The sequence below is a fragment of the Olsenella phocaeensis genome, from assembly GCF_900120385.1.
GTDB classification, from domain to species: domain Bacteria; phylum Actinomycetota; class Coriobacteriia; order Coriobacteriales; family Atopobiaceae; genus Olsenella_I; species Olsenella_I phocaeensis.
The window spans coordinates 1,255,315-1,271,697 of the sequence record NZ_LT635494.1; the positions used below are offsets into that span (position 1 = coordinate 1,255,315).

12 protein-coding genes and 1 pseudogene are annotated in these 16,383 nt (G+C 68.3%); 4 read left to right on the forward strand and 9 right to left on the reverse strand.

Annotated features, from left to right (window positions below):
- Window positions 1–122 precede the first annotated feature (122 nt).
- A complete protein-coding gene (locus BQ7388_RS06015; RefSeq protein WP_072500007.1) occupies window positions 123–536 on the forward strand; it encodes a hypothetical protein in 414 nt (137 codons plus the stop codon).
- 286 nt (window positions 537–822) lie between these two features.
- Here the strand turns inward: BQ7388_RS06015 and BQ7388_RS06020 are convergent, their stop codons facing one another.
- The 9 genes and pseudogenes from BQ7388_RS06020 to BQ7388_RS06060 all read right to left on the reverse strand — a co-directional run.
- Window positions 823–2,253, reverse strand: a complete 1,431-nt coding sequence (locus BQ7388_RS06020; RefSeq protein ID WP_072500008.1) for an ABC transporter ATP-binding protein — start codon at window positions 2,251–2,253, stop codon at window positions 823–825.
- Entirely contained in the window at window positions 2,253–3,188 is a 936-nt protein-coding gene (locus BQ7388_RS06025) for an energy-coupling factor transporter transmembrane component T family protein (RefSeq protein WP_072500009.1), read from the reverse strand. Before BQ7388_RS06025 ends, BQ7388_RS06020 begins: the two co-directional genes overlap by 1 nt.
- Before the next feature lie 3 nt (window positions 3,189–3,191).
- Window positions 3,192–3,902 carry a DUF4430 domain-containing protein gene (locus BQ7388_RS06030; protein WP_072500010.1) on the reverse strand — a complete coding sequence of 237 codons (711 nt, stop codon included), beginning with the start codon at window positions 3,900–3,902 and terminating at the stop codon, window positions 3,192–3,194.
- A gap of 2 nt (window positions 3,903–3,904) precedes the next feature.
- Window positions 3,905–4,948, reverse strand: coding sequence for an energy-coupling factor ABC transporter ATP-binding protein (locus tag BQ7388_RS06035; protein WP_072500011.1), 1,044 nt, complete (start codon window positions 4,946–4,948; stop codon window positions 3,905–3,907).
- The gene (locus tag BQ7388_RS06040) at window positions 4,948–5,448 is read right to left on the reverse strand and encodes an energy-coupling factor transporter transmembrane component T family protein (protein WP_072500012.1); all 501 of its coding nucleotides are present in this window, start codon (window positions 5,446–5,448) and stop codon (window positions 4,948–4,950) included. The genes BQ7388_RS06035 and BQ7388_RS06040 overlap by 1 nt, the downstream gene beginning before the upstream one ends.
- Window positions 5,399–10,762 carry an outer membrane protein assembly factor BamB family protein gene (locus BQ7388_RS06045; RefSeq protein ID WP_083558290.1) on the reverse strand — a complete coding sequence of 1,788 codons (5,364 nt, stop codon included), beginning with the start codon at window positions 10,760–10,762 and terminating at the stop codon, window positions 5,399–5,401. The genes BQ7388_RS06040 and BQ7388_RS06045 overlap by 50 nt, the downstream gene beginning before the upstream one ends.
- A 167-nt stretch (window positions 10,763–10,929) precedes the next feature.
- The gene (gene lgt, locus BQ7388_RS06050) at window positions 10,930–11,754 is read right to left on the reverse strand and encodes a prolipoprotein diacylglyceryl transferase (RefSeq protein WP_062531399.1); all 825 of its coding nucleotides are present in this window, start codon (window positions 11,752–11,754) and stop codon (window positions 10,930–10,932) included.
- A gap of 82 nt (window positions 11,755–11,836) precedes the next feature.
- Window positions 11,837–12,094: a NifU family protein gene (locus tag BQ7388_RS06055; RefSeq protein WP_062531400.1), complete on the reverse strand. Its 258-nt coding sequence runs from the start codon at window positions 12,092–12,094 to the stop codon at window positions 11,837–11,839.
- 445 nt (window positions 12,095–12,539) lie between these two features.
- Window positions 12,540–13,997: pseudogene (locus BQ7388_RS06060) on the reverse strand (peptidase U32 family protein); the annotation flags it as partial.
- Here BQ7388_RS06060 and modA point away from each other — a divergent pair.
- The 3 genes from modA (at window position 13,996) to BQ7388_RS06075 (ending at window position 16,378) form a co-directional block, all read left to right on the forward strand.
- Window positions 13,996–14,829 carry a molybdate ABC transporter substrate-binding protein gene (gene modA, locus BQ7388_RS06065; protein WP_072500014.1) on the forward strand — a complete coding sequence of 278 codons (834 nt, stop codon included), beginning with the start codon at window positions 13,996–13,998 and terminating at the stop codon, window positions 14,827–14,829. The pseudogene BQ7388_RS06060 and the gene modA sit on opposite strands and share 2 nt — an antisense overlap.
- Window positions 14,830–14,918: 89 nt before the next feature.
- On the forward strand, window positions 14,919–15,662 hold the full coding sequence (locus BQ7388_RS06070; protein WP_234946878.1) for an ABC transporter permease: 744 nt from the start codon (window positions 14,919–14,921) through the stop codon (window positions 15,660–15,662).
- Entirely contained in the window at window positions 15,662–16,378 is a 717-nt protein-coding gene (locus BQ7388_RS06075; protein ID WP_072500016.1) for an ABC transporter ATP-binding protein, read from the forward strand. Before BQ7388_RS06070 ends, BQ7388_RS06075 begins: the two co-directional genes overlap by 1 nt.
- The last annotated feature ends 5 nt before the right edge of the window (window positions 16,379–16,383 follow it).

The following is a 16,383-nucleotide window of genomic DNA, read 5'->3' on the forward strand; positions in this document are numbered from 1 at the left end:
CTCCTCGATTCGTCCAGAATAGCACCCGTCGCCTTCGCGGGACCGTCCGGCCGACAGGGCGGGCTGACGCGGGCAAGTGGTCTAGAGTGGAGCAAAGGAGTCCTCGACGAGGGGAGAAGACCATGCTCTACCTTGGCAACTTCAGCTACAGCGACCAGGCGGACCCCGCCGAGAACTACTGCCTCATGCCCGCGCTGGTGGAGGCGGCGGACCCCGAGGAGGCCCTCACCAAGATCGCCCACGCCCTGCAGGAGCTGCACGAGGGCTCGGACCTCCTCGAGGGCGCGGCGCGCATCAACCTCGACTCGCTCGTCGAGCTTGAGGCCGCCCCCTCCGAGGCGCTCATCACCCAATGGACCAAGGTGGTCCCCTCCGTGGACGGGCTCTCGCTCATCAGCTCGGTCCTGCCCGCCGGAAGTGACGACGCCGAGGCCTATAGCTGGGTCTCGAACGACGCGGACGGGGAACGCGGCCACGACGACGAGGCCTACTACGAAGACGAGGTGGACGAGGAGGCCTTCCTCAGCTTCGAGTAGCGGACCTCTCCCCCGGGAGGCGCACGCCTCGCCAGCCGCCAAGTGCCGCCGACGACGCTGCCGCGGGTAACGTTGCCGCAAGAGGGCCGATGTGGGTGGTTCATCCGACGCCGCACGCGAGAAGTGGGTGGTTTCGCCCGTTTTTGGGGAGAAAAACCACCCACTTCGCACCTCCCGCGGCATGCATGCCCTCTGACACCAACATTCGGTACGCGGCGCGCTCTCACCGCCCAAGGCAGGGCCGAGCCAAAGCCAAGCCCCGCGTCGTAGCCGAACCGTACAAGGCCTAGCGCCAAAGCCGGGAGTTCTCGAAGAACTCCCGGCTGGGCTCGGTGACCGCGACCTGCCCGTCAAAGAGCAGGCTAACCGTGTCTGCGAGCTCGCGCACGAGCCCGAGGTCATGGGTAGCAAGCAGCACCGTCGTCCCGCGCTCGCACGCGACAGCGATCGCCCCGCCCAGGCTCCGGCGCGCCGCGAGGTCCAACCCCTTGCTCGGCTCGTCCAGAAGCAGGAGGTCTGGCCGGGTCAGCAGCAGCTTTGCCAGCGCGACGAGCTGTTGCTGGCCACCCGAGAGGTCGTAGGGGTGCCGTTCCAGGAGCGACGTGCCCAGGCCAAGCTCGGACAGTACGAGCTCGACGTCCCCACCCGCGTAGCCGCATCGGGAGGACCACTCCATGAGCTCCTCTCGCACGCTAGGAAGCGAGAGGAGGGCCTTGGGGCTCTGGGACAGCAGGGCCTGCGTGACGCCACGCGCCTTACGCACCCTGCCCCTCTGGGGACGCAGGGTGCCGGCGGCGAGCGAGAGAAGCGTCGACTTGCCGCAGCCGTTGGCGCCCACCAGGGCGCGGCACTCCCCCCGCGCGAGCGAGAGGTCGAGCCCGCGCAGGACCCAGTCCGCGTCGCGCGCATGGCGGAACCACAGGTCGCGCAGGGAGAGGCGGCTCTCCGCAGGGTTGGGCCCACGTCGGCGCGACCGGTCGAGCAGCCCCAGCTCCCGTCGCTTGCCCAGCTCCTCGAGCGGAAGCTCCCTCACGCGTCCCCCCTCCAGCGAGAGCGCCCTGGTGGCAGAGTCCGCGAAGGTCCTCGGGGCGTGCGTCGCCACCAGGACCGTGATGCCCAGCTCGCGGTTCGCCTTCCTGAGCAGCGAGACGAACTCCCCCCCGCTCACGGGGTCGAGCATCGCCGTCGGCTCGTCCAGCAGAAGGAGCCGGGGCCGCATCGCCAGGACGGACGCGAGGGCGAGCACCTGGAGCTGCCCCCCCGAGAGCTCCGCGCACCGCGCGTGGAGCCAGGGGCCCATGCCCAGGAAGTAGCTCGTCTCGGCTATGCGGCGTCGCAGCTCCTCCTGGGGGACGGCCAGGTTCTCGAGCCCGAAGGACAGCTCCTGCATGACGCCGTCGCAGACGAGCTGCGCCTGGGGGTCCTGGAACACGTATCCCACGAGGGCCGCACTGAGGGCGGGGTCCTCGGCGAGCAGGCCGACGGGCCTTCCCGCGACCTCGAGCTCGCCCGCGAGCCGTCCCGTGGGCGAGATCTGGGGCTTGGCGAGCCTCAGCAGGGTGGTCTTGCCACTTCCCGTGGCGCCCACGAGCACGGCGAAGTCCCCTTCCTCGAGCTCGAGGGAGACGTCCTCGAGGACGGGGGCCGACCCATCGCGCGCGTCAGGCGGGTCGGGGTAGGCGAAGCGGACGTGACTCATGCGAAGGGCCGTAGGCATCAGCGCCCCCTCCAGGAAAGTCGCTCAGCAAGCAGCGCGAGGCTGGGGACCAGGACCTGCAGCGCAAAGGGCAGGTAGCCCCACCATGCCACGAGGGTGGGCATCTGGGGATAGAACCTCCACTGCGCGAGGGCGACGGAGGCAAGAGGGGCGTTGAGCAGCCCCAGCAGCACGAGTGCCGTGATCGCAGCCACGTCCGAGGGACGCAGGATGATGCGCCGGTAGTGGCTGCGGCGGGGCGACGCGGCCCAGCCCCGCGCACGCATCGAATCGGCACGCTCGAGGGAGTCCTCGAGCGCCCAGCTCAGGACGATTCCCAGGGAGCGGATTCTACGCCGGACGGGCAGGTTCCATCGAGTCGTGCCGAAGCGCTCCCCACCCCCGTGGCCAGTCGCGTCGCCCGCGCTGGCCCCCTCCCCTTCCGCGGCGGTGCAGGAGGCGAGCACCCCCTCAGTCAGCTCCGCACGGCGCAGCAGTCGGGGGAGCAGCTGGAACACCATCGAGACGACGAGCGCCAGGCTGGGAAGCCGGCCTCCCCAGACCTCGCGGAGGCGGTCCCCGTCCACGATGCGCGCGCAGCACTCGAACCACAGGAGGGTCGAGAGGAGCATCCCGCCCATGCAGAGGCCATACGAGAGGGACTCGAGCGTGGGCGAGAGAGGCCCCAGCTCGAGCAGGACGGTCGACCCCGTCCGGACGAAGATCGGGTTGAGGAGCACGATGAGGGCGAGGAACGGCAGCTGCCAGCGCAAGCGGGCCAGGATGGCCGAGGGGCCAAGGACGAGGGATGCCAGAAGCAGGCCCCCGCCCAAGGAGATGCCCACGTAGACCGGCTGGAGCACGAGCATGGCCATGAGCAGCGTCGGCACGAGGCAGACAAGGGGGACCAGTGGGTGGCGGTCAGAGAAGAGCTCGTATGTGCCATGGACGTGCATGGTCTAGACGTAGCTCCAGCTCACGACGGAGCCGTCTGACACGCCATACTCGTCACTCATGACGCTGGGGCTCACGCCATCGACCGAGTAGACCCAGCCGTGTCCACCGGACATGTCCGTGCTCCCCACGCCGTTGATAACGTAGACCCAGCTGCCCGAGCCATAGGGATTCGGCCCGGACTGGACCGACGCCACGGAGCAGAGAGCGTCATAGGTTGTGGAGCCCTCGCTCACGTGCGCCGTCGAGGAGCTCCCGTTGACCAAGACCGTGACGGAGATGAGCCCGTCGTCGGAATCGGCTGAGCCGTCAGACGATTCCGAGACGCCTGCACTCGAGGCGAGGTCTCCTCCCCCCGATACATAGCCCTGGCCTCCGGACCCACCCGACGCCTCGTTCCTCGCATCGGAGGGCCTGGTGTCCTCGGAATCGCCGGCCTTCTCGTCTGCGGAACCGGAGGAGGACTGCTCCTTCGACGGGGTGGTGGAACCCTCCTTCGAATCGCCCCCAGAGCTTGTCTCTGACCCCTTGCCATCGGAAGCGGCGTCAGACGCCTCCCGCGTGGAAGAGAGCGAGAGGGAAGGGGCGCCCGGCAGCGATGCGAGCGGATCCTCTCCCCTGGCGTACTGGGACATCGACCATGCGCAGAAGGCGATGACGAGGACTGCCAGGACCGACAGGACCGCACGCGCGATCCTCTGGTTACGGGCGCCCATGCCTATTCCTCCCCTACCTCACGCCTGCGCCAAGCGAGGCAGAGGAGCAGGACTACCGCACCGCCTACCATGCCCACGACGGGCCAGGCGGGCGGGCGACGCATGGCTGCCTGTCCGACCTCTGCCTCCGCATCGGCGTGATCTGACGGTGAGCCTTCCCCGGTGTTCGAGGCGGATGTGGACCCTGTGCCTGGAGCCGATGACTTCGTGGCTTGGCTGCCAGGCGCACTGGCGTTGGAGCTCTGCCTGGAGCCGACGCCCGGCGTCGGGGTCCCCTTGCCGCCAGCACTTCGTCCGCCGCCTGGCGTGCCCGCGCCCTTGGACTGGCCGACGCCCTGGGACTGTCCGTCCTTCGGNCTCACGCGTCCCCCCTCCAGCGAGAGCGCCCTGGTGGCAGAGTCCGCGAAGGTCCTCGGGGCGTGCGTCGCCACCAGGACCGTGATGCCCAGCTCGCGGTTCGCCTTCCTGAGCAGCGAGACGAACTCCCCCCCGCTCACGGGGTCGAGCATCGCCGTCGGCTCGTCCAGCAGAAGGAGCCGGGGCCGCATCGCCAGGACGGACGCGAGGGCGAGCACCTGGAGCTGCCCCCCCGAGAGCTCCGCGCACCGCGCGTGGAGCCAGGGGCCCATGCCCAGGAAGTAGCTCGTCTCGGCTATGCGGCGTCGCAGCTCCTCCTGGGGGACGGCCAGGTTCTCGAGCCCGAAGGACAGCTCCTGCATGACGCCGTCGCAGACGAGCTGCGCCTGGGGGTCCTGGAACACGTATCCCACGAGGGCCGCACTGAGGGCGGGGTCCTCGGCGAGCAGGCCGACGGGCCTTCCCGCGACCTCGAGCTCGCCCGCGAGCCGTCCCGTGGGCGAGATCTGGGGCTTGGCGAGCCTCAGCAGGGTGGTCTTGCCACTTCCCGTGGCGCCCACGAGCACGGCGAAGTCCCCTTCCTCGAGCTCGAGGGAGACGTCCTCGAGGACGGGGGCCGACCCATCGCGCGCGTCAGGCGGGTCGGGGTAGGCGAAGCGGACGTGACTCATGCGAAGGGCCGTAGGCATCAGCGCCCCCTCCAGGAAAGTCGCTCAGCAAGCAGCGCGAGGCTGGGGACCAGGACCTGCAGCGCAAAGGGCAGGTAGCCCCACCATGCCACGAGGGTGGGCATCTGGGGATAGAACCTCCACTGCGCGAGGGCGACGGAGGCAAGAGGGGCGTTGAGCAGCCCCAGCAGCACGAGTGCCGTGATCGCAGCCACGTCCGAGGGACGCAGGATGATGCGCCGGTAGTGGCTGCGGCGGGGCGACGCGGCCCAGCCCCGCGCACGCATCGAATCGGCACGCTCGAGGGAGTCCTCGAGCGCCCAGCTCAGGACGATTCCCAGGGAGCGGATTCTACGCCGGACGGGCAGGTTCCATCGAGTCGTGCCGAAGCGCTCCCCACCCCCGTGGCCAGTCGCGTCGCCCGCGCTGGCCCCCTCCCCTTCCGCGGCGGTGCAGGAGGCGAGCACCCCCTCAGTCAGCTCCGCACGGCGCAGCAGTCGGGGGAGCAGCTGGAACACCATCGAGACGACGAGCGCCAGGCTGGGAAGCCGGCCTCCCCAGACCTCGCGGAGGCGGTCCCCGNGCCTGTCCGACCTCTGCCTCCGCATCGGCGTGATCTGACGGTGAGCCTTCCCCGGTGTTCGAGGCGGATGTGGACCCTGTGCCTGGAGCCGATGACTTCGTGGCTTGGCTGCCAGGCGCACTGGCGTTGGAGCTCTGCCTGGAGCCGACGCCCGGCGTCGGGGTCCCCTTGCCGCCAGCACTTCGTCCGCCGCCTGGCGTGCCCGCGCCCTTGGACTGGCCGACGCCCTGGGACTGTCCGTCCTTCGGGTCCGATTGCGCGCCCTTGGGGTCCGGCTGCTCGGGCTGGGAACCGGGCACGAGCTTGAAGAGGGCTCCCGAGTCGTTTCCGTAGTAGAGGCTGCCGTCGGCGCCCGCGACCACCGAGGTGATGCCGAACTGCCGCTGGCCAGCCTCGGGCTGGTACAGGAGCGTCGCCCCGGAGTCACCGGCCCTGAAGAGGTAGACGCCTCCCGGTCGCGCGTTGCAAGTGAAGTAGACGTAGGTCCCGTCCTCGCCCGTGCGGACCAGAGGGCTGGACTTGACCTCTCCGGGAAGCGCCGCACCAGACTTCAGGACCTCGGCCTTGGAGACGACCCTCATCGACGAGGCATCTATCTCGTAGATGCCCCCCGCATACCTTCCGTTCAGGAGCCTCCTGCCACCCACGTAGAGCCTCCCGCCCACGAGCGTGGGCGTCGAGGTGCTGTAGTCGCTGAACCTGACCCGGTCCTCCTCGCGAAGTTCGCCGCTTGCACCCAGGGCGAGGCGGTGAAGCACTCCGTCCCTGGTGACCACGAAGATGACCTTGCCGTCGGGGGAAGCAACGACGCCGGCGCGAGATGACTCCCCCAGGTCGAGGGTCCCCAGCTCCCTGCCGTCCGATGCGTCGAGGACGCGAACGGCACCGGAGTCATCCGCGACTATGGCACGACCTCCGACGAGCGTGACGCCCGACCAGTAGAAGCCCGTCTGGGAGTTCTCCCTCCTCCAGCGAATGCTACCGTCCCGCAGGCTCACGCAGAGGAAGTAGCCGCCCTGCGAACCGCCACCGGCGTCCGCTGCGGCAGTGCCGTAGTACAGGTAGCCGCCCTGCACCGTCAGGGTGCTCAGCGACTGCTGGGGCAGGCCGTTGGACTCGGGGAGGGCGTCCTTTATCGCCCACTTGGTCTTCAGGCTGTCTGCCGCGACGGCCTGAAGGCGCCCACCGTGCAGAGGAACGACTACGAGACCGCCGTCGTACACCAGGCGTGCCGTGGAGTCGACCGAGGTGAGGAGTTGGGCACTGCCAAGCTCCTTCCCCGTGGTGGCATCAAGCGCATAGAGGACGTCTCCCCTCGCGACGAAGACCCTACCGCCCGCAAGGACGGGATCGCTTGGCGCCCCCTCGCCCGCACTCGGAGCAAAGGTCCACTGCGCCTCGCCGCCTTCGACGGGGGTTGCCGCGGAAGTGGACCCCTTTTCGCCCTCGCCCCTGAAGCCCGGCCATTCGGATGGCCAGTCCGGGAGGCTGAGGCCAGGATCGACGGTGACGTCGTTCTTTGGGTACTCCCTCTTCTCCGTTCCGTACGCCCAGACGATCTCGTCTCCTGGGCCCAGGACGTAGTTGGACGCGTATTCCTTCGACATCTCGCCGTTGACAAAGAACTGCCACCAGCTCCAGCCGCCGTCCTGTCCCTGGACTGCTCCAAGCTGCGATGTCCCGTTGGGAAGCGTCTGCCCCGAGCGGGCGGAGATGGTGTAGATGCCATCGTCCACGTCGAAGCCGGCGTCGTTCAGCACCTGCTTGGAGAGCTGAGCCGCCGTGGTTCCCTCGGGCACAGCCAGCTCGCGGGAAGAGACCCAACTGACGTCTGCGCCCCCCGCGCCAGGCCCCACGACCCGGACCTTGGCCGTGACCATCCTCTTGTCGTCCTCGGGCAGCTTGTCACCGTAGGCCGAGTAGCACCAGACGATGGAATCACCCTTCTTCAACGTGATTCCGCCCGCCCCCTCGTCGGCGGCGACGCCGTTCACGAAGAGCTGCCAATACCTGCCGGAGGCCTGGTCGTAGCTGAGCCTGCGGCTCCCGTCAGGCGAGCTGATGGTCGAGAGGTAGTAGCCGTACTGGCCGTTCTGGGACTCGTGGGCGAGCCCCGTCCCCTGGAGCATCCTCTCGGTGAGCACATCTGCAGTCGAGCCCTCGTCCAGCGCGTAGCTGGCCTCACGCGCCCAGACCTCGGGGCTTCCGAAGGCATCCCTTCCTATGACGGATGCCTTGACCTCGACCTGTGGCCTGGGTGCGTCGACGCCGGTCGTGCCCAGCACCCTCAGCTGCGCGGAGACCGGCTGCGAGACGAGGGAGCGGAGCCTCTCTCCCCAGACGGGGTCGTCCCCACGGAGCCTCGCAAGCTCGGAGTAGCGCTCGTCCGTCAGCACGGAGCTGACGGTGACCTCCTGGTTGTAGGTGGGCTGGGGGCTGAATAGGCTGAGCATGGTGCTGTTGTCGGCGTTCCAGGCGAGCTGCAGCGTCTCGTTGAGCACGAGCTTGGTGTTGCTCGAGCGGAAGGTGCGCGCCTGGTCGTAGCTGCCCATGCTGTCGTACTCGGGGAACTGCTCGGGAACGACGCCCGCGTGCGCCGACGACTCGGAGACGTTGCGCGCCCAGCGCAGCTCGCCCGAGTCGTCCAGGTACGCCTTCTGGAAGGTGGAGAGGTTCTTGGATATGCCGAGCGGCGACTGCCCGGCCGCGAGGGCGGCCGCGTAACCCGCCTTGGCCCTTGCCATCAGGTCGAGGGCGGCGCCGACCTCTTGGGAGTCCAGCGGCTTGACGGAAAGTCGCAGGGTCTTGCTGGCCCTCACCTCGGGATTCTCCCTGCTCTGGATGGTGCAGGTGAGCTCGGCCTCGCCCTCCTGCTCCCCGGGAAGCGGGCGCACGACCCGGGCGGCATAGCCGTTCACCTTGATCGCGTCAGTGGAGCTGGAGTAGCTCACGCGATCCAGCTTGCCGTCCACGCCCAGGGTGCGCGTCGTGGGAAGCTGCAGGTCGGCGTCTATGCCCTCCCCATTCGCCGGGATGGGGCCACCGCTCGAGTAGCTCAGGTTCGGGTAGACGAACCTGTCGTCAAGTGCCGACTGCAGGCGCGCGGACTCAGAGGCGACCTTCTCGGGATCGGCCTTGACCGTGACCTCAAAGACCTTGGTCACGCTGCCGAAGTCCGCCGCCCTCTCGACGTTGGCGTTGAGGTTTGAGTCGTTGGGGACGAGCGTCGCCGTGAGCGTGACCCTCTTGTCCACGGCACCGCGGGTCACCTTGCCCGCCGTGTCGACCGTCGCCTCGTCGGAGCTTGCCCAGCTGATGGAGGAGTAGGCCTTTCGCTGGTCCGCGCGCAGGCTCGTCGGAAGGACGAGGTCCGAGCTGACGGACGCAAGGGAGGCGTTGCTCCCGAGGATGGACTCTTCCGGCAGCTCCTGCGCCTCGGTCTGCATCTGCCCGAGGAAGTAGGACTGGTCCCAGCCGATGGTGACGTTCTTCTGCTTGGAGGTTGCCACGCAGTCGCCCGCGGAGAAGGAGAAGCTGCAGCTTACGTTGGGGATCTTGTAGCTGCCGTCGAGGGGGTCCCTCCTGTAGGCGATCGTGCCGTCCAGGGCGATGCGCTGGACGTCCTCGCTGGTGGCAATGGAGATCGTGACTCCCTCGAGGGCGGGCTTGCCCAGCTTACCCTCGAGCAGGCTGCGCACGAGCTCGTTGGCGTTCTTGTCCTTGCGGTAGCACGGCCTGAGTGCGCCAAGCGCGTCATCCAGGGCCCTCGCCAGGGCGTCCACCCTGGCCTGGTTGGGGTCGTCATAGAGCTTGAGGCGGACGAGGTCCTCGGCCTTGCTGCCGTCCGGCTCGTAGGTCGTGCGCGCTTTGTAGCCGTCGGAGCCCGTGATGGTGACGGCGTAGGGGCCGTCCGAGAGCGCAAGCGCGTAGCGGCCGTCGGCTCCCGGCCGGTCGGTCACCGTCTCGTCCTCGTCCTCTCCGTAGGGGTCCTCCTCGACATGGGTCACGGTGACCTTCGCGCCGGCGTCGACGCTGCCGTCCGGCTTGAGCCCCTCGAAGCGCACCACGACCTCTTTGAGCCTCAGCTGGACGTCCTGGGTGCCCGCCATGCCCTCGGTGGCGACGAGGTCCCTCGATGCCTGGCTATAGTGGTCGGCTGACGCGCTGACCTGGAGCTTCTGCCCGACCGCGACGCGATAGCTGCCGTCGGGCCGCAGGTCGACCGCCTTGCCGGAGTAACCGCCCGCCCTCACGGAGAGGCTCGCCCCGTCGATTGGGGCGCCCTGGGCGTCCACTGCCCTGAAGCGCAGGTCAACGAAGGTGAGAGGGGCGAGCTCCACGCCTTCGGAGCCGGCCTGTGCGGGCGTGAACTTGGGATTGGCGTATTCCTCGTAGCCGTCGGCCACAACCCTCACGTAGTAGGCCTTGGAGGAGTCGAGCTCGAAGAGCCCCCTCGCGTTGGGGCGGACCTCGTCGCCCCACGACTCGCCTTCGTTGACCCTGACCCTCGCGAACTCGATTGCCTTGCCGGTCTTCGCGTCGGTGGGGGCAAAGCCCACCTCGAAGACGGCCGGCGCGGGCTCGAGCACGAGGGTGACCGTGGCACGCGCAAGCTCCTCGACGCTGCCGTCCCCCATGGCGGTGGCGTCCGTTCCCGGGGCAAAGGCACGGATGGTAAGGGGCACGCTCGCGGCGGAGCCATCGGGGCGGGCGTCGATGACGAACCTGCCGCTCGCGATGTCCCCGGACGGGCTCACGTAGTCGTTCGACTCGACGGTCAGCGCATAGGAATACGACTTGTCGTTGACCAGGGTCCGGAAGTTGAGGGAGGTGATCGGGCTTCTCTTCGTCTTGTGGCCGATGTCGTAGCTCAGTCCGTCGGCAGACTTCTGGACGGCGTCGCCCCCGCCGGAGATGATTCGGGTGTCCCTCAGGAACTGGTCCAGATGCTCCTGGGCCTGGGCGCCGCCCTTGTCCGATGGCTCTGACGTTGGGGCGCCATCCGACTCGAGGCCTGGCTGGGCCACGGCCTCGGCAGCGTCCGCCCCTCCCCCATCGGATGCCACCTCGGCCCAGGCCCGGGCGGGAACGCCGCCCAGCGCCAGGCCGAGAGAGAGCACGACCGCAAGGCCGCCTTGGGCCAGCTTGACCGGTGTGGGAAAACGCATTCCCGCTCCTCTCGCCCGCAGGGGCACGAAGAGGGCAGGCAGGATGGAGGCGCCGCACGCGCCCGCCAGACGGCGCGCACGCATGGCGCGCCTCTCCCTGGAACACAGTTCCCGCTGGTCCGGAGTCGAACCGGAATCCTTTTTCCTAGGCTTTGCAGCTGTAGGACCGTGCCCTCGGTGTCTTTTCAGTTGGGCATCATTCTAGCAGCTGGGATGCCGTCCCGAGGCCGGGCAAGGGGCCTCGGCAGACCCTACGACCTGCCCCGCTGCGGGCGTGCCGCCCTGCGCGACCAGACGAGGACCCCCACCCCCAGCACGACCAGGGGAAGCGAGAGGCACTGACCCATGGTGAGCCAACCCGTCCCCAGGAGGTAGCCCAGCTGGGCGTCGGGAAGGCGCACGAACTCCACGAGGAAGCGGAAGCAGCCATAGAGCGCGAGGAAGGTTCCCAGGAAGGTCCCCTGGGGACGTACCGGGCTGCGACGCGAGAGCACATAGAGGACGCAGAACATCACGACGCCCTCGAGCAGGGCCTCGTAGAGCTGGGAGGGGTGGCGGTACACGTGGCCACCGCCGTTGTTCCAGAACATGACGCCCCAGGGCAGGCTCGTCTCCTTGCCCCAGAGCTCGCCGTTCACGAAGTTGGCGCAACGGCCGAAGAAGAGCCCCAGGGGTGCGCCGATGACCGCGAGGTCCGCGACCGTAGGGATGGAGAGGTGCAGCCTGCGACAGGCTAGCGAGCCTCCCAGCACCGCGCCGACGAGCCCCCCGTGGAAGCTCATCCCGCCCTCGGAGAGGGCAAGGATCTTGAGCGGGTTGGCCAGGTAGAAGCCGTCCCCGTAGAAGAGCACGTAGCCGAGGCGACCGCCCAGGATGACCCCGAGGGCGATGCCCACCATGACCTCCGTCAGGTCGTCCAGGCTGAGCTCTATGCCCCAGCGTCTAGAAACCTTCCAGATGGCGACGCCAGCGCAGACGAAGCCCGCGAAGTAGGCCAGCCCGTACCAGCGGACCGAGAGCGGGCCCAGCGTGAACGCGATGGGGTTCAGTCCCTGGTAGATGGCATCAAGCCACATGAAGGCTCCTCTCGCCTGCCCACGGGGCAAAAAATGGCTGCGGCCCCTCCCGGGACCGCAGCGTCGAACGCTCCTACAGGTGCTACCACGCCATGGCGGGCTCGACCTTGGTGACGCCGGGCACGTGCTCCTTGAGGATGCGCTCGATGCCCTCGCTCATGTCGTAGCTCGAGAGCGGGCAGCCCGCGCAGGCGCCCTGCATCTCGAGGGTCACGACGCCCTCGTCGTTGACGTTGACCAGCACCACGTCGCCCCCATCGGCCTGGAGGCTCTGGCGGATGACGCCCAGGGTCGCGTCCAGGAGCTCGCGGTTGACCGGGGTCCTCTGCTCGTCTGCCATGCTCTTCCTCTCCTCGTGCGGCAATTCCCACCACATCGATTCCATTTACGTTGCTGAGTCTACCCAAACCTCGCCGCAAGACTCCGAGGACGCCCCACAAAACCCAGAAGTGACCATCGCCGTCAGTCGATCGCCTCGAAGAGGTGACCTGAGTCGTGGTTTGCGAGGCGACGGAGGGGAGATCGGCCCGCCTGGGCGGCCTTGAGCGCGGCGGCGACGCGGCCGACGGCGGANGCTCCAGAAGGTCGCCTGCACCGACCGGGCGGTCGAGCAGGACGTCGATCTCGGCGAAGGTCTTGCTGCGGAGGCGCTCGCGACCGCCGTTGGACCCCCCGCGCCTCACCTTTCCGCCGCCCAGGTCACGGCTGCCCACGACGCTTCCCACGAGCTCGCCCCGGTTGTTCGAGCGCTCGTAGCTCATCATGTCGTCGTCCGAGCGGTGGTCCAGGTAGCTGTCGGTGAAGTCGCGGTTGAAGGCGCGGCGGAGCCGGTCGTGGATCAGGTCGCTCTCGGACGGGGTCGACGTGCGCCCGGCCGCGAGCTCGTCGAGGGCGAGGCGATAGGACGAGACGACCGAGTGCACATAGTCGGGGGCCTTCATGCGGCCCTCGACCTTAAGAGAGCCCAGCCCGGCGTCGTTAAGGCGCGCGAGGTCGTCGACCGTGCAGTAGTCCTTGGGACAGAGCGGGCGACCACGGCCCTCGGCGGAGACGACCCTCCCCCGCCCGTCCAGGAGCTCGTAGGGGAGGCGGCAGGGCTGGGCGCAGAGGCCACGGTTGGCCGAGCGGTTCCCCTTGAGCGAGCTCATCATGCAGACGCCCGAGTAGCAGAAACAGAGCGCACCGTGGCCGAAGCCCTCGAGCTCCACGCCCTCGCGGGCGATCGTGGCTATCTCGTCAACCGAGAGCTCCCTCGAGAGGGTGACGCGGCCCACCCCAAGGTCGCGGCACCAGGCGACGCCGCGGGCGTCATGGACGTTGGCCTGAGTCGAGACGTGGCACTCCATCTGCGGGAAGCGGCGGCGAACCTCCATGAGCAGGCCCCAGTCCTGGATGATGAAGGCGTCGGCGCCCAGGAGCCAGGCCTTTCTCACCAGGGCAAGCGCGCGAGGCATCTCGTCGGTGCGGATGACGACGTTGACCGTCACGTACACGCGGCAGCCGACCAGATGCGCGTCGCGGCAGGCGCGCCCGAAGGTCTCGTAGTTGAAGTTATGGGCGCCACGGCGGGCGTTGAAGTCGCTGCCCAGGGCGCAGTAGATGGCGTCGGCACCGGCTGCCAACGCGGCGTTGAACTGCTCGGGACCGCCTGCGGGCGCAAGAAGCTCGGGCACGCCGTGCCTCTCGCGAAAGCTGTGCGGCACAGCGGGAATGTGGGGGCGACCCGCCGCCACACCCTCGATCGACTCACAGGCTCTGCTGGCCTGCGCCTCCGCCGGCGCAGCCTTCCCCGATCCGAACGTCCCCATGCCCATCCTCGTCGACGTCCCCTCCAAAGACGGGAGAGACTCTACCCCAGGGGGGCGCTGGACGGCGCCAGAAAGAAGCGAACACAGGCAGAGGCCACGCACGCGACGCTGCTTACGCGTACGTGCGGGACGAGGCGGGGGACGTGCCCCGATGGCGTGATGGTGGGCCGGGGGGCACGATCCAGGCCCATGCGTCCAGGTCGCCTGGCCCGCCATGCCACCATGCATCGCCAGTCGATATATTTTGTACATAATTAAATATAAGAATTTATTATATTTATGGAATGCGATTAGCTCGCAATATCGATATCCACGATAAGTTATAACGGGTGGAGAGGACCGGCGGCAGGTCGGGCGCGGCGGGAGCCTTGGGGGACCGCGGGCAGTCACCACCCTATGGCCGGGCGCAGCCACCAAAGGATTGGAGAGACCCATGTTCAGGCACGAGCTTACCCACCCAGCAATCACCCGACGCGAACTGCTACGGCTCGGGGCGGCCGCATCGCTGCTCTCCGTCTGGGCACTCCCCGGCTGCTCCGGGAACGGGGCGGACGACGGTGGGACGAATGGGGGCAAGGACGTCGCCTCATCCGCTCCCCTCTCCGGCAAGTCCCTGAACGTGTACTGCGGCGCCGGCATGGCCGAACCGTTCAAGGAGATAGCCCAGAGGTTCCAGGACGAGACCGGCTGCACCATGAACGTCACCTACGCCAATGCGGCACAGATCGCCACGCAGATACGCGAGTCCGGCACGGGCGACCTGTGGATAGCCGGCTCCGTCGAGGAGACGGAGAGGCTGGGGGACGCCCTGGCCGCCAGCACGGACCTCGTGCGGCACATCCCCGTCCTCGCCGTTCCGAGCTCGAACCCCAGGAACATCCAGTCCATTGTCGACCTCGCGAACGCCGACGCCATACTCATAGGCGACCCCGAGTCGACCCCCATCGGAAAGGTCGCTCGGGCGGCGATGACGAAGGCCGGCATCTGGGACGAGGTGCAAGGAAGGGTCTCGACCACGACCACCGCCCCGCAGATCTCCGCCGCGCTCGCGAACGGGCAGGGGGACGCCGGCATCGTATGGAAGGAGAACGTCGGGGAGGGGGTCTCCATCGTGGCGGAGTCCGACATGGAGCCCTTCGCCAAGACCGTCCCCGCGGCGGAGCTGTCAGGCGCGTCCGACAGCGAGGCACTCTCGGAGTTCGTCGGGTTCCTGACCAGCGACGAAGCTCGGAAGATCTGGGAGTCCCACGGCTACGAGACGGTCTAGGGATGCATCGTTCTCACCTGGCGACCACTCGGAGGAGAGAGCTGTTCCCGGTCCTGTGCGTCGCGACGAGCGCGGTGCTCGTCCTCTTCATGGGCACCACCATCCTCGCGATCGCGGCGAACGGAATCGCCCATCTGGGCCTTGCCCTCTCGTCCGAAGAGGTCATGTTTTCTCTCCGCATGAGCGTGATGACGTCTTCCCTCTCGACCGCCCTGTGCATGGCGCTCGCCCTCCCGTGCGCCTGGGCGATGACGAGGGGAGGTCTCCCCTGCCGACGCGCGCTCGAGACCCTCGTGGAGCTCACGCTGTCGCTGCCCTACATCGTCCTGGGCTTCGCCCTCCTGGTAATCTTCTCCTCCCCCTTCGGGGTGGCCCTGCGAGACCATGGCGTCTCGGTGGTCTTCCAGCCCGCGGGCATCGTCCTCGCCCAGATGGCCGTCAACGTGCCCTTCGCCCTCCGCATGTCGAGAACCGCCCTGTACGGGGTCGACCGACGCATGGAGTTCGTGGCGAGGACGCTGGGCGCGGGCTCGTGGGACGTGTTCAGGACCATCACGCTGCCCCTGTGCCGAAACCAGCTCGTCTCGGCACTCGTCCTCACCTGGGCGAGGGGAATGGGTGAGTTCGGCGCCACGCTCATGCTGGTCGGCGTGACGCGCATGCGGACCGAGACGCTGCCCGGGAGCATCTTCCTGAGCATCTCCACGGGAGACACGGACACGGCGATGGCGACCGCGATGATCATGCTCCTCGTCTCTGCGGCCGCCCTGACGGCGGCGAACGTCCTGGGCGGGCACCCCGTCTCGCGCGCAGAAGGAGCTCGTGAGGTCTGATGGGCATCGGAATCGAGATCAGGGGGCTCGTCGTGCGTAGGGGGCAGTTCGTCCTGAGGGTGCCGCGGCTGAGCATCTCCCCCGGCGAGTCCTTCGCCGTGCTCGGACGGACGGGGTCAGGCAAGACGGTCCTCATGGAGAGCATAGCCGGCGCGTGCGAGGTCAGCGAGGGAAGCATCGAGCTCGACGGGACGAACGTCCGCGAGCTCGATCCCAGGGACCGTCGCATCGGGCTGCTGTACCAGGACTGCCTGCTGTTCCCCCACCTCAGCGTGGTGGACAACGTCGCCTATGGCCCGCAGAGGATGGGTGCCGGGACACACGAGGCGCGGTGGCACGCCCAGGAGCTCCTCGAACTCCTGGGGGTCGGCCACCTTGCCGACGCGCATCCCAACCTGCTCAGCGGAGGCGAGGCGCAGCGCGTCGCCCTCGCCCGGGCTCTGGCGACGCGTCCGGGGATGCTCGTCCTGGACGAGCCGTTCAGCGCGCTGGACCCGACCACACGAGGCGACATACGCGACGCCGTGAGGCGCGTCGTCCGCGACTTCGGCTGCACCCTGCTGTTCGTCACGCACGACTTCAGCGAGGCGCAGGAGATGTCGGAGCGCGTGGGCATCGTCCTCGACGGCAGGCTCAGGACCGTGGTCGACTCCACGCTGCTGCTCCGCACCACCCACGAGGACGACGTGGCACGTTTTCTTGGAATCCAACCCTAAGAAGG

What these genes read in the sequence shown, in the direction of transcription:
- modA (WP_072500014.1), top strand. Translation starts at nt 13,996, where the DNA reads ATGTTCAGGCACGAGCTTACCCACCCAGCAATCACCCGACGCGAACTG.
- BQ7388_RS06055 (WP_062531400.1), bottom strand. Translation starts at nt 12,094, where the DNA reads ATGGCAGACGAGCAGAGGACCCCGGTCAACCGCGAGCTCCTGGACGCG.
- BQ7388_RS06075 (WP_072500016.1), top strand. Translation starts at nt 15,662, where the DNA reads ATGGGCATCGGAATCGAGATCAGGGGGCTCGTCGTGCGTAGGGGGCAG.
- lgt (WP_062531399.1), bottom strand. Translation starts at nt 11,754, where the DNA reads ATGTGGCTTGATGCCATCTACCAGGGACTGAACCCCATCGCGTTCACG.
- BQ7388_RS06025 (WP_072500009.1), bottom strand. Translation starts at nt 3,188, where the DNA reads ATGCACGTCCATGGCACATACGAGCTCTTCTCTGACCGCCACCCACTG.
- BQ7388_RS06020 (WP_072500008.1), bottom strand. Translation starts at nt 2,253, where the DNA reads ATGCCTACGGCCCTTCGCATGAGTCACGTCCGCTTCGCCTACCCCGAC.
- BQ7388_RS06015 (WP_072500007.1), top strand. Translation starts at nt 123, where the DNA reads ATGCTCTACCTTGGCAACTTCAGCTACAGCGACCAGGCGGACCCCGCC.
- BQ7388_RS06030 (WP_072500010.1), bottom strand. Translation starts at nt 3,902, where the DNA reads ATGGGCGCCCGTAACCAGAGGATCGCGCGTGCGGTCCTGTCGGTCCTG.
- BQ7388_RS06040 (WP_072500012.1), bottom strand. Translation starts at nt 5,448, where the DNA reads ATGGTGTTCCAGCTGCTCCCCCGACTGCTGCGCCGTGCGGAGCTGACT.
- BQ7388_RS06070 (WP_234946878.1), top strand. Translation starts at nt 14,919, where the DNA reads ATGGGCACCACCATCCTCGCGATCGCGGCGAACGGAATCGCCCATCTG.